This window comes from Photobacterium sp. 270122K, assembly GCF_059941365.1.
Map to the genome: position 1 here is coordinate 75721 of NZ_JBPOEN010000010.1, position 14878 is coordinate 90598.

Sequence of the window (14878 nt, forward strand, 5' to 3'; positions counted from 1 at the left end):
TATTACATCGAAATGGCGTCCCATGAATGTCACCGGATTGTCTCTATTTTCAGAGATTGTGTAATGAAGTGGGTTTAAGGTGCGTTAAAGCGAACTAAAGGGAACGTTGATACGTTGGATATAATGAACGCTCAACCCTTGTTGAAATTCAACGCGTTCAACGCTGGCAGCTAAATATTTCGCCGTAGAAGGGGGCGTGTTCGGGATAGCTTCTGTGTGACGAAAAATCATTTGGGGTTTTCCGATCGTATTGTATGCATCATCAAACCATTGCCATTTTGCGTTCACCGCGGGACATCCCTCAATGGCTTGGGGAGGAGAGAGAACGAGTCGTGAACGCGGTGAGGTGTGGTCAAGGGTTAACCATCGTGATGGGTTCTCCATTTGGGCATCTATTGGGAAATCCATGGCAATTAATAGCGGATATGTGTGGCTTCCTATTGTTAACAGATAGCGTCCAGAAAGCGGTTTTATCAGCAGATCGGTTGTTTCTATTTCTTGATAAGGAAGAGAGTTAGAAAACTGACCTTGTAACAAGGTTTTCTGTGTTGGTGACATTAATGTCACTGGCTGTGTTTGGGGAACCCCATTTGTTTGTGGTGATTGCTCTGCCGAGATTTTAATTTGGTAGCCTTGTGAGGCGATGCCAAAGCGCCGAATAAAATGCAGCGTGATATTGGACTGGGCGAGAGAAGAAGACACGTGTTGATCGGTAAGATTTTGCCCGCATTCCGTTTGCGTAAGAATGGCATTTTTCACGGGGATCCAGTGATCGCTGTTGATGGCGTGTTGGCTGAGTGCAAGATGCAGCTCCTGCCAGGCTTGCACGGGTCGGTTAGCCAGCAACGCTTGGTAAGTGGATTGTAATGGCGTTGGCGCAAACCAATCCGTTTGTCCTCTCGTTGGTAGACTGATGACCGATAGGCTGAGTGCCAGCAACAGGGGGAAGATCATCGGTTTCATGCTGTGATCTCCAACAGGCGATATCCTACGCCGCGGTGTGTTTCAATGGCCAATTCGGGAAATTTTTGCCGTAACCGTAACACATGGTTATCCACCGTACGCGTGCTTGGAAAAGCCTGATAGCCCCAGATTTTATTCAATAATTCATCACGATGGAAAACCCGGCTTTGATACTGAATAAACAATACCAACAGCTGAAACTCTTTGGGTTTGAGTGCAACAGGCACGTCTGCACAGTAAGCTTGGCGTTCAGCCAGTGAAAGGGTGATTGTACCATAGTGCAGTTGGCTACTACCCAGTGGGCGTAACTGCGCGATCACTCTCGCAAGTAATTCGTCGTGCGAGAAAGGCTTCGTCATATAATCTTTGGCTCCGGCCATTAGCCCTTCGATGCGCTCATTAATGGCGACTTTGGCCGTCAACACAATCACGGGTACCGCTTTGAGCAGTAACCACTGTGGTAAATGCTGCATGCTGTCACCATCGTCGAGCTGTCGATCGAGAATGACGAGATCGGCTTTAAACCAAAGCGCTTCAACGGCATCGGCTTGGCGAACCCATAAGCACTGATATCCCTGTGTTTCGAAAAAAGTCACCAGTCCTTGTCCAAGCAGAGCGTCGTCTTCAATCAGTAATAGTGTGTTCATAAGGCAGTTCCAAAGTACAGCGAGTGGGGTGACGTTGAATGGATAACGTACCGCCCATTTGTTCCATAAGATGGTGCACAATACCAAGGCCAATCCCCATATTATCGGCCTTGTTTCGTGGTCGTTTTATTCGGTTAAATAAGCGCGTGAAGCGCGATGGAAATTGACCTTCATCGTCGACGTGAATGGTTAATCTGGAGCCTACAATCACGGTGACCGAGATGTGACCTTGTCCATGTTGCTTCGCATTCTTGATTAAATTATCCAAGCAAATCGAGAGCCAATAAAAGGGCAGCGATAGCATTTCATCGTGGTTGAGTGTATAGCTGACATTGTGTTTCTCGCCGAGAAACTGTAACCAATCGTCTAAATAGGCAGATTGATTCAGTAAGGGGGTCGATGTCTCTGCGCTTAAAAAGATCTTACTGTTTTCCGTTAATTGCGAGAGCCTTTGATAGTCAGCAACGAGCCGCCATACGGCATCTTGTGTCGCGTCTGGCAGTGACGCGTAATGGTGCCGGAACATCTCGACAGTTAGTCCCAAACTGGTGATAGGCGTTCTTAGTTCATGGGTCAATAATTGTAAAATGAACTGTCTTTCCTTTCCTTGTCTGCGTTTTAAATACCACAAGCGGCATAACGCAGTGGCTAAAATCAAGCACAGTGAAGCCAGAATAATGCGTTGTGCGATCAGATGTTGAGGTTGCTCATTGATGCATAAATTACTGTAACGGAAGGTACACGGCTCACCATACAGAGTGATATCCAGTGTCTGTGTCAGTGGTTGCCATTGTGCGCGCGATAGGCGTTTCCAGCCGGTTTCACCACTGAGCCACAAGGTGTCATTTTCTTTCCATGCTCGATAGCCATCCAGTAATGCGTCACGGCCTTGTGGGGATAATGCCGCAAGGGGGTGATAAAGGGGATGGCGAGGGTGTGTGACTGTCAGTAAGTGCGTAATAGGAAGAGGACTATCAGGAAAACGGTCGAGATACCGATCAGCAAAGCTGCCGCCAGCGGGGTGGACGGTTGAGTGCGTCAAAAACCAATCTGCATTGAGTGACTGGTGTTGGCAAAGGGTTAACTCAAACGTGACCGCATCGTCTAATAGGGGATTTCTTTGTGCGCTGTCGACACAAGCGGTTTTAATGGCAGCCAGATCCATAATATCTTGCCAATCAAACATTGAGAACTGGGGATAGCGTGCCGCATCTTGAAGCAATGCGATAGGGTACTGACTGAGCTGCTGTTGCGATACGGCCAGCGTACCGATTTGCCAGCTCTGCTGATAAAAGGTCTGCCATTTATCTTGTAGTGATTGAGCGTATGCTGACGTTGCAGAAAAGAAAGCCAGATAAGTAACAAGCAGATAACGAAGCATAAGCACAAAGTATCGCAAAGAAAGGTGCGCAGATTCTAATGGTTTTCTTCCCTGCTGTGTAACCTCACTGTCAACAAATTGGTAAATACTGCTTGTATTGAATGTGATAGGCCGTGAGTAAGGTGTGCTTTGCATGGTTTGATACATTGCTTTTCAACACAATATCCCTCAAAATTACACTGTATAAATAAACAGTGTTGATTCAACCTATGAATGTGATTCTTCTTCCTGCTAGTGCTGGCATTACCGGGTTTGCTAGCCCTGCCGCTGATTACCATCAACTCCCTTTATCGCTCGATGAATTGTTGGTTGAACACCCCAGCGCCACGTATATCGGTCGCGCTCAAGGTTGCTCGATGGAAGGCGTAGGCATTTTTGATGGGGATATTCTGATCATTGATCGTTATGTGCAAGTGCGTGATCACGACATTATTGTGGCGAATTATAACGGCGAGTTTGTGTGTAAGATCATTGATTTACGCCAGCGTCGCTTGGTATCCGCACAGGCGGGTTATGCGCCTATTTGGATTGCGGCAGACGTGCCTTTCACGATTGAAGGGGTGGTGGTGCGATCCATTCGCTGTCATCGTCCTAGCCGTTTGTTGGAGGCGTAATGTTTGCGCTGGTGGATGCGAACGCATTTTATTGTTCGGCAGAGCAAGTGTTCCGGCCAGATTGGCGCGGTAAGCCGGTTATCGTGTTGTCGAACAATGACGGCATGGTGGTCGCCGCTAACCGTCAAGCCAAAGCGGCGGGGATCGAAAAATGTAAACCTTATTTTGCTATGCGAGATTTGTGTGAGCAAAAAGGGGTGATTGCGTGTTCATCAAACTATGAATTGTACGGCGATCTGTCGGCCAAAATGATGGAAGTGATCGGCCGGTTTGCCCCTGATCAATATATCTATAGCATAGACGAGTCTTTCCTTTCTTTTCAGCGTTGCCAACAGGCGATCCCAGACTTAATCATGCATGCACAGGCATTACGTAAAGCCGTCTGGAAAGAGTGCCGTTTGCCCGTTTGTGTTGGCATGGGAACCACGCTGACGTTGGCAAAAGTGGCTAATCATGCCGCGAAGAAAATGGAGGCCTACCAAGGCGTGTGTGTACTCAAAACGGACACCGCGCGGCGTACCGTATTGGCAGCCATGGATGTGCAAGATATTTGGGGGATCGGGCCGCGTACAGCCAAGCGATTACGGATCATGGGCGTGCGTTCAGCGTTACAACTGGCCGAGATACCGCCTGCGTTAGCCCGAAAAAATTTCAATGTGGACGTTGAGCGCACCGTGCGGGAATTAAACGGTGAAGTCTGCAAAGGGTGGGATGAGGCCCGTGCGGATAAGCAGCAAATCTTCTCTACCCGCAGTGTGGGTGACCGTATTGTGTGCGCTGAAACACTCACGCAAGCTCTGTGTCGGCAGGGACATATTGCGGCGGAAAAGTTACGCCAGCAAGGATCGCTCTGCCAACACATGATGGTGTTTGCCAGTAACTCCCCGTTTGATGAAAAGCCGGTGACGCGGCGTTTTCAACATCGGTTTGCGTATCCGACCGATGATACCTGCACCATTATGCAGGTAATTGGCCATGCCGTGGCTGAGGTGTTTGTTCCTGGGGTTAAGTTCTATAAGTTTGGGGTCGGATTGATCGATTTGATAGACGGTGCGCACGCGCAATTTGACTTGTTTGATCCGTATGCCAGTGACCCTGCGTTGATGCAAACCTTTGATGGATTGAATGCTAAATATGGCAGCGGCACCGTGTTTGTGGCGGCGCAAGGTACCACGCCGAAATGGACGATGCGACGGGATCGGCTGACGCCGCAATATACGACTCGGTGGTGTGATATTCCGGTTATTCGGTGCTGAAAATGATGGGGTTATCAGAAAGGAGTGATAGCCAGCCACAAAATGGACATATGCAGATATCACATTCTTGATGTAAAAATTTGCTTTTTTTGTCCGTATAAGTGGTGGGTTTTACCGTTATTGTGCTAATTCATTATAAGGGTGGGCACGATTGTTGAGGTATGTCACATGGATTCAGACCATGAGTGGGTGAAGCGCTGGTTCAATGCAGTATGGGCAAAGAGCAACGAGTCACAATTGCGGTCATTGGCGGCGGAACCGTTGCAGTTCCATTTACCCGGAGGAAAATCTTACACGTTAAGTCACGATGATTATCTGTCGATGTTATCCGTATGGAATCAGCGTTTTCGTGACGTAGAATTCCAATTTAACGACATTATCCAGCAAGATGACAAAACCGTTGTGCTATACCAGTGCAATGCGTTTTATACCGGCGGGTGGGCACGGATCCCGAAGAAAACGCAGCGCGTTAGTATGACGGGTATGCTGTTTTTGAAACAGGAGGCGGGGCTCATTACGGAGTGCTGGCTAGAAGACAGTAGCTTTGATGTGTACCAGCAGCTGACACAATATTTGGATTGAATCGAGTAATAAAAAACGGCATCCCCGTGAAGGAATGCCGTTGGGTTGCTCTGCCTGTTTACCCCTCATTGTATTTTTTATGGCGAGGGGGGGACAGTGCGCTCTACACGTTGTTACGGTTTCTTACCTGTGCACAATTATTTATGCACAGGTATTTATACATTGCCCAGTACGATTTAAATGGCGCTTTCTTTTAGTGAGATTGACGGTGAGGTCAACTGCTCAAAATACTGACGCGTTTCGGTGATGATGACTTCACGTAACAAAATCAAACCAATCAAGTTCGGCACGGCCATCAAACCATTTACGATATCGGCAATCAGCCAAATCATATCCAGCTTCATGAAGGCACCCATCGCGATCAACATCAAGAAGAAGATCTTGTACGGCAGAATCGCTTTCACGCCAAAAAGGTACGTGATGCAGCGTTCGCCATAGTAGTTCCAGCCTAGAATGGTGGTAAAGGCAAAGAACATTAAGCCAATTGTCACCAGCATTGGGCCGAAGTGGGTCGAATCCAGACCGGTAGCAAAAGCGTGGCTAGTCATTGCCGCACCCGCAAAATCACTCTGCCAAGCACCGGTCACAACCAGTGTTAGACCTGTCATGGTACAGATGATGATGGTGTCGAAGAACGTACCTGTCATTGAAACCAAACCCTGCTCAACACAAGAGTCTGTCTTCGCTGCAGCAGCGGCCATTGGGGCACTACCCAGGCCGGATTCGTTCGAGAACACACCGCGCGCAATACCGGATTGAATCGCCAACATGATACCCGCACCCACGAAACCGCCTGATGCTGCATGGCCGGTAAACGCAGAGCTGATCACCAATTGAATGGCATCAGGAATAGCGCTGTACTGTGCGATCAGTACCAATGAACACGCTACGACGTAAAAGATCGCCATAAACGGCACGACTTTACTGGCAACACTTGAAATGGATTTTACGCCACCCAATGTCACTGTCGCGACCAAGATGGTCAGAATAACAACCGTGATTTCACGTGGAATAGAGAACGATAGGGCAGCCGCATCCACAATCGCATTTGCTTGTGGGAAGGTACCGATACCGAAACAGGCGACACCCAGTGCAAAGATGGCAAACAGTTTCGCCAGCCATTTCTGACCTGCACCTTTTTCAAGGTAATACATTGGGCCGCCAATCATTTGGCCGTTTGCATCAGTCTCACGGTATTTAACGGCAAGTAGGCACTCTGCGTATTTGGTTGCCATGCCGAATAAAGCAGCAAGCCACATCCAAAATAGCGCACCCGGTCCACCTAATTTAATGGCAGTTGCAACACCGACGATGTTACCGGTACCAATAGTGGCAGAAAGCGCAGTACACAGGGCGGCAAAGCTAGACACATCACCATCGGCGTTGCTGTCTTTGTTGCCTTTGAACAGGTGCCCCAAAGCGAGTGGCAGGTAACGTATTTGGATAAAACCTAGACGAATTGTCAGGTATAGACCCGTACCTACAAGCAAAAGTAGAAGTGGGGGACCCCAGACGAGGTTATCGATCGTTTGTAAAAAATTATATAGTGGGTTCATTTTCTCTTTACCTTTAAACATCAAAGGAAGAGATAAAGAACAACAGTTATACCGTTGTAATGGTGTTACAGAAAAAGTTGTATGAAACTTTCTGAGCTGTTGAACTTATCTCCTCTGTCCTTTTGCCTGAGAGTTTCACCTGCATCACGCGTAGTGATGTAGGTTTGCTCCTTCGGCGTTCGATTTAACGAATCTCTCCAGAGGCTCCTCCAACAACAGTCCATACTTTACGTCTTACACCTGCAAACAGGGCAATCGGTAAGGTGCCTGAAAGATTTACTCGCCATTGTTTGAAAGGGTTTCAAACGGGATGGTGAACTTACTTCTTCGGCGGGCGTTGACCGGTAAAGGTCGTGCCACTCTCCTGCTGTCTTCATCGGAACTCAAATTTTCCAGCACATATTAATCAATAAAAATGAGATTGTCTTCAAAAAAAACCAACGTTTTAGACTTTTTTTGACGTGATTATTAACTACTTATTCCTTTTTAATCATCAATTCACTGAGTTTTCATTCGCTTGTGGCACATTGCTTGGTGTGTTCTGTTGTCCTTATCCTGACGCTGGAATGCGTGAGGTGTGCAAAAAAGGTGCAGAAGAAGGGGGTGTTTGGGCTTCGGGGAGCGGATAGAGCCCTGCGCGGATGGCATTGAGCAGTTGGTCTTGATAATCAGCCGTGGCCTCCCAAGCAAAGACACCGCCAAGTTGTTTTTTACGCACATAATCGGCTTTCGCTTTGATGGATCGGGCATCATCAAAAGAAATATATTCTTTTAATTTGGGGTTGTAGAGTACGGCGGCTTCGGCTTGTTGGTCGTAATAATAAGCAAAACCGAGTTGTTTTTTAGCCAGAAAATGTTTGGCAATATCGTGATACGTGAAATAACCCGGTTCATTGAGGTTTGATCCTTTATTGATCCCGCCAGCTGAATCTAAGCCTTCTAAATGTTCAGGCGAAAAGGCGTCTACGCCTTGCCAGCCTCGGCCGTAAAAAGGCGCGCCGACGATGATTTGATCATTGCTCACGCCTTGTTGGAGTAGCGATTGCACTTGCCCGGAAACGGATAGCCCACTTGGCGTGGTAGGCGTGGCAAAAAGGTTACTATGATGCCCGACGGTATTGGTCCAATTACCTAAATAATCGTAGCTCATCAGAAAAACGTGATCGAGTAAGGGGGCCACCTGTGGCCAGTCAATACTGCCGCTAAATTTCGGGCTGGCATTGATCGCAGCTGACAATTCGTAGCGGCGTTGTGTGTGTTTTTCCAGGCCCGTGAGTTCTCGCTTTACGGCCTGTAGCAACTGGGTAAAACCGTGCTTTTCTTCTTCTCGTCGATCAAGGCCGATCCCCGCTAAGCCATGACCACCAGGGTATTCCCAATCAATCTGTATGCCGGTGAAAAAATCATATTTTTCAAGTATTTGACGTACGCTGCGGGCAAAGATTTGTTGTGTTTTTTCTTCTTGAATCACGGTATGAAAGGGCTCAGACAATGTCCATCCGCCAAAACTGGCGAGTACATTGAGTGATGGATGCTGTTCGGTTAAGTACTTGAGTTGCCCAAAGTTACCAAGGTAGTTGACCTGCTTAGAGGTGTGACCCGGCAGCTGTTTTTGTGTCGCCGCAAACCCGTCAAACAAAATAGCGGTGCCTGTCGGTTTATTTTGGCATTGTTGCGCCATTAAACGCTGCACGTTATCCGGTGAGGCCGTGACGGGCCCGCAGACGGCCAAAAAGGCATAGATGATGTGGGTAATTTTATCCGCAGGTAATTGACTAGGGGTAATGTACTGTTTGTTATAGATTTTCCAATCAGGATAGTAAAGTGCAATAACGGGCTCATCCGTTGGATGACTTAACACGGCACGAGGGAAGAAAGAAGCGGTTGCAATGAGGATAGCAAAGCATGACCAAAGCCGATTACGTGTTGTCATTGTATATCCTGCAAAAGATTGAAATATCAATAGTGTTACATAACTCGCAAGTTGTATCGTTGCTATGCCGCGCGTTTTTTATGCCAGGAATACATGTTGTGAATAATTTGTGATGACGGTTGCGTTAGGATAAAGGCGTTAAGCAGGGAATCAGTCGTATTAGTCTCATAACAACAAGGGATATTCCGCATCGTTGTTATGCTGTTGCGTTGGTGTTTTCATGTGCTGAATTCCACTTTTATAGCGGCAGTAAGGGGGTTGGTTTAGGGAACTATATAGATGAAAAGAGAATTAAAAAATAATTATTATGGCTTTTGGTTTTAATAATCCCGCTATTCATGATTATGCGCTTAGTTTAACCCGTTGAAGTTACAGGAGTAGTAGAATGCACTGTATGTTATTGCTCATTGTTGAAACAAAACTAAATTCTGGATTTATTTAGGTTTATAGACGTTAATTATCCATGTGACGTCATTTTTTTGACAAGAATGGGCGAACAAAGAACGTTCAGTATTGACTGACAAGGAGAGTTACTCCACGCATACAACGCTATACATACGTAGCCAAAGAAAAAGGTGAACGCTTGTGATCTGGGTGAGTTGTAGCCATTACGATAAAGTCGCTGAGGCAAAGGAAAACCTGAAGCTGTCACATGATGTGGTTGATGTATCTCCTTTTGAATTACTGTCGACGATGACAGGGCAAGAGTTGATCTTTTTGGAAGTGATCGATTCCACCTCAAACGGGTTTGAGTTACTGCGCTCAGTGAAAAGTCGTTTCCCCCAAACCAAGGTTGTTGTGGTATACCACCGTTTGGATGCCGATTTGGCCTTGAATGTATTGCGCGCAGGAGGGGAAGACGTCATTGCCGCCAGCGCCACGAAGCAGGATATTGACGCTTGCTTTAGCCGTTTGCATACGCACAGTGTAAAAACGGAACCGGTGCAAGGCTTTGAGCAACGTGAAATGTCTATCCGTCCTGCGTTGAAGATCATTGATGAAAATATCAGCGCCCCGTTGCGAGAAGAAGATCTTGCTAATGCTTGCCATTATTCACCGACCTATTTTTCACGCTTGTTCCACAGTGTGATGGGGGTGACGCTTAAGCAATACATTATCAAAAAAAGGTTGGATTTAGCGTGCGGGCTACTCAGTTCAGATCGGGAAAAAATATCACAAATAGCCCATTCTGCAGGCTTTAAAGATGTCTCGTACTTTTCGCGGGTGTTTAAAAAGCACATGGGCTGCTCGCCGGGGGAGTTCAGAATGCGAAAACACAATTTAAACGCATGAAATAGGCCGTTTTCAAGGCGCTGGTTAATCGAAAGCAAGAGATGATTAATCGGCGTTTTTCGTGTTTTGTTCTCTTGTTGAAAATCCATCTGCATAAGTCAAAAAATTCCTTTCTTTTCCCTCAAGTATTCATACAGTTGCCGATACACTTTAGAGCTGTATTCCTTTTCCCTATGTATGTGCATTCTGCAAGGTTACAGTGTGATGCATTCAGTGAAGACTGCAAGTTATAGGCCATGCCGTACTGCACCTGTCACTATTTCTCTCTTTTTGCTTTGGCTGTTAATGGTTTAAATTGGCATGACCACATTTCACGACATTCTTGGTACAGATATAACCACGCAACCGGCGGACGTTAAGCGCCGTTATAAGCTGCTGTCTAGCCGTTGTCATCCTGATAAAGATGGCTCTAAGGCATTGATGCAATTAATTTCTCAGTCTTATGACAAAGTCATGCATGGGAAAGGCGCTGAAGAAGCGGTGATGACCACCGTGGTGGTAAAAAAAGCGGTACCCGATGAGGCGTTGAAACACGAGGCCTTGAAGCTCGAGGCTTTGAAGAAAAAGTACCGTCAGTTAGACGCACAATATAAGTTGCTGAAAATAGATAACGATACGCTTACGCAGCAGTTGGATAACGCACTCAAGCAGTTGCAAAAAGCAACGGCGGCGAATCACTCTGCTAATGTGGGTTTGAATGAACCGATGAGTACCGGTGACGATGCCCGTTATAAGCAGGCATTGGAAAGAGATAATCTTGCGCTGCGACGTGAAAATCGACAGTTACAAACGCAACTCGATAACATGATGCGCCGTGACCCGTCATCATCGCCTCGTCCCCATACTGCCGGAGAAAAGCCAACAGCGGGAACAATTTCGCCCACGGTGTTGAAACAGCTCCGTGAATTGGGAGAAAACCGCTTACTTAAGAGAGGCGTTGTGGCATTGCTGGTGGTGCTTGTCGTGGTTGGGGTGTTCAGTGTCACTCGAACACCGCTAGGCACATTATGGGCAAACGTGATGGCAGAGGAAGCCGCTGTGGAACAAGACGTGGTGACGATTTTGCATCGGAACCCAGACGATCATGTGCAGCAAAATGCGGCTTTGACGCAGACGGCACAGGTGAGCACGCCCACGGTTGAGAAAGCGGATCCGATGATTCGTTTGCAAGCGCAGTCGGGGATCTGGTCACTCTCTCAGTTTGAAAATACATCAGAAGCCTATATCAGTGTACGCAGTGATAAAGGGTCATACATTGTGAAAACCTGTGACGGTGACTTCCAGTATTACAAGAATATGAGTGTGCGTTCTGGCCGCTTGGCCGCGAACTTGATGTTTGATCGAATGGATCGCCACTTTGAGGTGTACAACATTCCTTATGGTAACGGTTCATTTGTGATGAACTGGACGGAAAGTAAGAGTTTGCTGATTAATAACGAATACTTCCCTAATTTGGCATTTGAACAGGCGTATTCTGATTTACAACAGCAGTGCTTGTGATTGAAATGGCGACCGCACAGGTCGCCATTTTTTATGGTGTGGTGTCGGGAATTATGACGATGAGGCCGCTTGCTGGGCAGAGGGCACTGCATTATCCAAATCCTTGTATTTTACCGCTAAACGAAACGCCGCAGGCACAAAGTAGAAAGAGATCAGTGTCGTGAGCGCGGTACCGCCCGCAATGGTGATCGCAAACGGCGGCCAGAACCCGCCGCCAGCCAAGATTAACGGCATAAAGCCCCCCACGGTTGTGATAGTGGTGGACGTAATATGGCGAGTACAATTCATGACCGCGGTAATAATGGCATCCATATCCCCTTGTCTGGCCGCTGGGCTGGCTTTGAGCTCTGCCAAAATCACAATGGCAGCATTGATGGCCAACCCGACTAAGCCGAGGATCCCGATGATCACGGTAAAGCCAAACGGGTAGTTAAACAGCCATACCGACAGCAATCCTAGTCCCGATGCCAGAAAGCCGACTTGGAAAATAATGGCACTGAGGCGGAAAGAGTTGAACGAGAGCACCACCACCATCACCAGCAATGTCATTACCATGGTCAAGTTTGCCAGCAGGTTCCCCACCGACTCGTTTCGCTCTGCAGACTCCCCCCCGAATTCCAAGGTGTAGCCATAGGGCAGGGTTTGCCGATAGGTGTCTAGCCGCGTTTGAAAATGCTCTAAGGCCGTTTGCGGTAAGACGCCCGCGCGAATATAGCCTTCAATGGTATTTACCCGTTGACCATCACGGCGTGGAATGGCGCCTCGGCTTGGCGTTAAGCTGAGGTCAGCCAGCGCGAACATAGGAATGGTCAGTAATTCTTGTGACGTTGTCACGGGAAGAGGCAAGCTGCTGAGGTGCCCCATGTTTTCACGCACGGCATCACTGACGCGCACTCGAACGGGAATTGACTCACTGCCCTCAATGATGCTGCCACTCAGGCGGCCCGAGAACGACGCTTGCAACACGTTGGCCACGTCACGCAATGACAATCCGTTTAAGTGGCTGGCTTCTTCATTAACGTTCACATGCACTTTCGGTGTGCCCGGCTGCAAGGTTTCGCGGGTATGGGTCACATCGGGTGTTTGCGCCATGATCAGGCGGATCTCTTCTCCTAGTACTTTCAGCTGATCCAAGTTAGGCCCGTAAACCCGGACTTCTAAAGGCGCGTTGAACGGTGGGCCTTGTTCCAGTTTTCGCACCAGAATTTGCGTATGGGGAAGGCGTTGGTCAAGGTGTTGCTGAATGATTGGAATCAGACGGTTAGCCGCCTCAAAGTCAGCGACTTTCACCATGGCTTGGGCAAAGTTAGGCACACCTTGCTGACGACTGAGTAAGTTGTAATAGAAGGACGGGTAATTCCCACCTACGACCCAACTGACGCTTTCTACATCGTCAAACTCCGCCATGATGGCATCCACTTGCTGGGTGGCAGCTGTGGTGGCAAACACACTGGCTTGCGGGGGAAGAAAGAGCTGGATCTCAAACATGTCACGATCAGACGGGGGGAAGAATTGCTCCGTGAGTTGTCCTGCGCCCCAAAAACCGGTGATGGGTAAGGTGCTGACCAGTAACGCCGTGATCAACGGGTGCTTAACGGCGAGACGGACGGATTTTTCAAAGTGATGACTGATCATTGGGATCCGAATGCCGGACTGATACCAGCGACCACTTTGTTTCGCATTGGGCAGCCAGCGCGCCGCAAAACCGGCCACCAGCGTGTGTGCAATCAGGTATGAGCCAATCAGCGAGAAACACACGGTAATGGCAATGGCTCCGACAAATTCCCCTGCAGGGCCCGGCATGAGGAAGATAGGGGCGAACGCCAATACAGTGGTCAGGGTTGAGCCCAATAACGGCACCCATAAATGCTGAATGGCTTTCATGGCCGCATCCAACTTAGCCTGTCCTTGTTGCTTGTAATGCGCAATGGTATCAACCATCACAATCGCATTATCTACCATGATCCCCAATGCCACGATCAATCCGGTAACGGACATTTGATTAATCGGCAATCCGGAGAACTTCATCATGGTAAGGGTGACAAGACCGGTCAGAGGCAATGACAGTGCCACAATCAAGGCTGAACGTCCGCCTAAGGTCAGTAACAGCACCACTAAAATAATGGAAAAACCGATAAGCAAACTGTTGTTAAGCTCAGCAAGGCGGTTCTCCGTGTAGCTTTGCTGCTCAAAAATGATCGCTGCGTTGATGTTGCTGGGCAATTGAGCATTGTAGTGGGCGAGTAAGGTATTGACGCGCTCGGTCCATTGGTCGACCCGCAATGACGGCTGCATGCGTGCCGCCACGATCACGGTAGGTTTCCCGTTAATGAAGGCCAATTCAGTCGGGGGCGAGGCCGCTTGACGTTTCACGGTCGCGATGTCTTCCAAGCGAACCAAATAGCCATTGTTGTCCATCGCGATCGGTACACGGCGTACGCGATCGAGTGAATCTAAAGCATCAGATACTTCTAAGGTAAAGCGGTTAGCACCGTTAACTAATTCACCGGCCGCATTTTTCGCATCGGCATTGTTGATTGCTTGCGACAGGGAGATCGCAGAACGGCCTAAAACACTGGTGGCCGCCGGATCAAGCGACACTTGAATTTCTTCATCCGGTAAACCGTAAGTATCGACAAATTCAACGCCACTCAAATTGCGCAGGCGATTACCCAGTTCGATAGCATAACGCCGTAAGGTGAGTAAATCGGGTTCGGTCTCGCCTTGCCATGACAAAGCGGTGATCACGGTAAACGCATAACCATGATCGTCATCTAATTCGGGGGTTGAAGCACCTTGTGGCAGTAGCACTTCCACATCGGTCAGCTTATCTCTGGCTTGCGACCACACGGGTGAGGCATCCGTGATTGCATCTTTCAGCTCAATTTGGATCACGGAAATCCCCGGACGAGAGACCGAGGTGAGCAAGTGCACTTCATCCAGTTCGCGCAGGCTGGTTTCGATTTTGTCCGTTATCAGCGCTTCGACACGTTCGGCGGTTGCGCCTGGGAAATGGGTGATGACACTGGCAAAACGGTTATGGATCACCGGATCTTCGGCACGTGGCAGGGTACTGATGGCGGACAGGCCCGCAACGATCAGCAAGCCAACCGTTAAAATCAGTAACCGTGTGTTACTGATGATGGGGAGCAT

At 48.2% G+C, this 14878-nt stretch carries 11 protein-coding genes and 2 riboswitches; of the genes, 5 read left to right on the top strand and 6 right to left on the bottom strand.

Annotated features, from left to right (window positions below; translation table 11 throughout):
• Positions 1–84 precede the first annotated feature (84 nt).
• From ACSF8W_RS17700 to ACSF8W_RS17710, 3 genes are read right to left on the bottom strand one after another with little or no spacing between them, the layout of a single operon-like run.
• Positions 85–963 (bottom strand): DUF2861 family protein, encoded by an 879-nt coding sequence (locus tag ACSF8W_RS17700; RefSeq protein WP_500848492.1) that lies wholly within the window; start codon positions 961–963, stop codon positions 85–87.
• Positions 960–1610, bottom strand: a complete 651-nt coding sequence (locus ACSF8W_RS17705; RefSeq protein WP_500848493.1) for a response regulator transcription factor — start codon at positions 1608–1610, stop codon at positions 960–962. The genes ACSF8W_RS17700 and ACSF8W_RS17705 overlap by 4 nt, the downstream gene beginning before the upstream one ends.
• Entirely contained in the window at positions 1588–2991 is a 1404-nt protein-coding gene (locus ACSF8W_RS17710) for an ATP-binding protein (RefSeq protein ID WP_500848611.1), read from the bottom strand. The genes ACSF8W_RS17705 and ACSF8W_RS17710 overlap by 23 nt, the downstream gene beginning before the upstream one ends.
• Positions 2992–3200: 209 nt before the next feature.
• On the opposite strand from ACSF8W_RS17710, the gene ACSF8W_RS17715 reads away from it, so the two are divergent.
• The 3 genes from ACSF8W_RS17715 (at position 3201) to ACSF8W_RS17725 (ending at position 5443) form a co-directional block, all read left to right on the top strand.
• Positions 3201–3605 (top strand): LexA family protein, encoded by a 405-nt coding sequence (locus tag ACSF8W_RS17715; RefSeq protein WP_500848494.1) that lies wholly within the window; start codon positions 3201–3203, stop codon positions 3603–3605.
• Complete coding sequence (locus ACSF8W_RS17720) at positions 3605–4861, top strand: Y-family DNA polymerase (protein ID WP_500848495.1); 1257 nt, start codon at positions 3605–3607, stop codon at positions 4859–4861. The genes ACSF8W_RS17715 and ACSF8W_RS17720 overlap by 1 nt, the downstream gene beginning before the upstream one ends.
• A 168-nt stretch (positions 4862–5029) precedes the next feature.
• Positions 5030–5443: an ester cyclase gene (locus ACSF8W_RS17725; protein ID WP_500848496.1), complete on the top strand. Its 414-nt coding sequence runs from the start codon at positions 5030–5032 to the stop codon at positions 5441–5443.
• A gap of 176 nt (positions 5444–5619) precedes the next feature.
• Here the strand turns inward: ACSF8W_RS17725 and ACSF8W_RS17730 are convergent, their stop codons facing one another.
• Positions 5620–6999, bottom strand: a complete 1380-nt coding sequence (locus ACSF8W_RS17730; RefSeq protein WP_500848497.1) for an alanine/glycine:cation symporter family protein — start codon at positions 6997–6999, stop codon at positions 5620–5622.
• Between the two features lie 104 nt (positions 7000–7103).
• A riboswitch (glycine riboswitch) is annotated at positions 7104–7210 on the bottom strand.
• Positions 7211–7245: 35 nt separating this feature from the next.
• Positions 7246–7376: riboswitch (glycine riboswitch) on the bottom strand.
• A 173-nt stretch (positions 7377–7549) separates the two neighbouring features.
• Positions 7550–8932 carry a glycoside hydrolase family 18 protein gene (locus ACSF8W_RS17735; RefSeq protein ID WP_500848498.1) on the bottom strand — a complete coding sequence of 461 codons (1383 nt, stop codon included), beginning with the start codon at positions 8930–8932 and terminating at the stop codon, positions 7550–7552.
• Positions 8933–9517: 585 nt separating this feature from the next.
• Between ACSF8W_RS17735 and ACSF8W_RS17740 the strand changes: the two genes are divergently transcribed.
• A complete protein-coding gene (locus ACSF8W_RS17740) occupies positions 9518–10225 on the top strand; it encodes a response regulator transcription factor (RefSeq protein ID WP_428478091.1) in 708 nt (235 codons plus the stop codon).
• 300 nt (positions 10226–10525) lie between these two features.
• Positions 10526–11725, top strand: coding sequence for a J domain-containing protein (locus tag ACSF8W_RS17745; RefSeq protein WP_500848499.1), 1200 nt, complete (start codon positions 10526–10528; stop codon positions 11723–11725).
• Positions 11726–11776: 51 nt separating this feature from the next.
• Here ACSF8W_RS17745 and ACSF8W_RS17750 read toward each other — a convergent pair whose 3' ends face one another.
• Complete coding sequence (locus ACSF8W_RS17750) at positions 11777–14878, bottom strand: efflux RND transporter permease subunit (protein ID WP_500848612.1); 3102 nt, start codon at positions 14876–14878, stop codon at positions 11777–11779.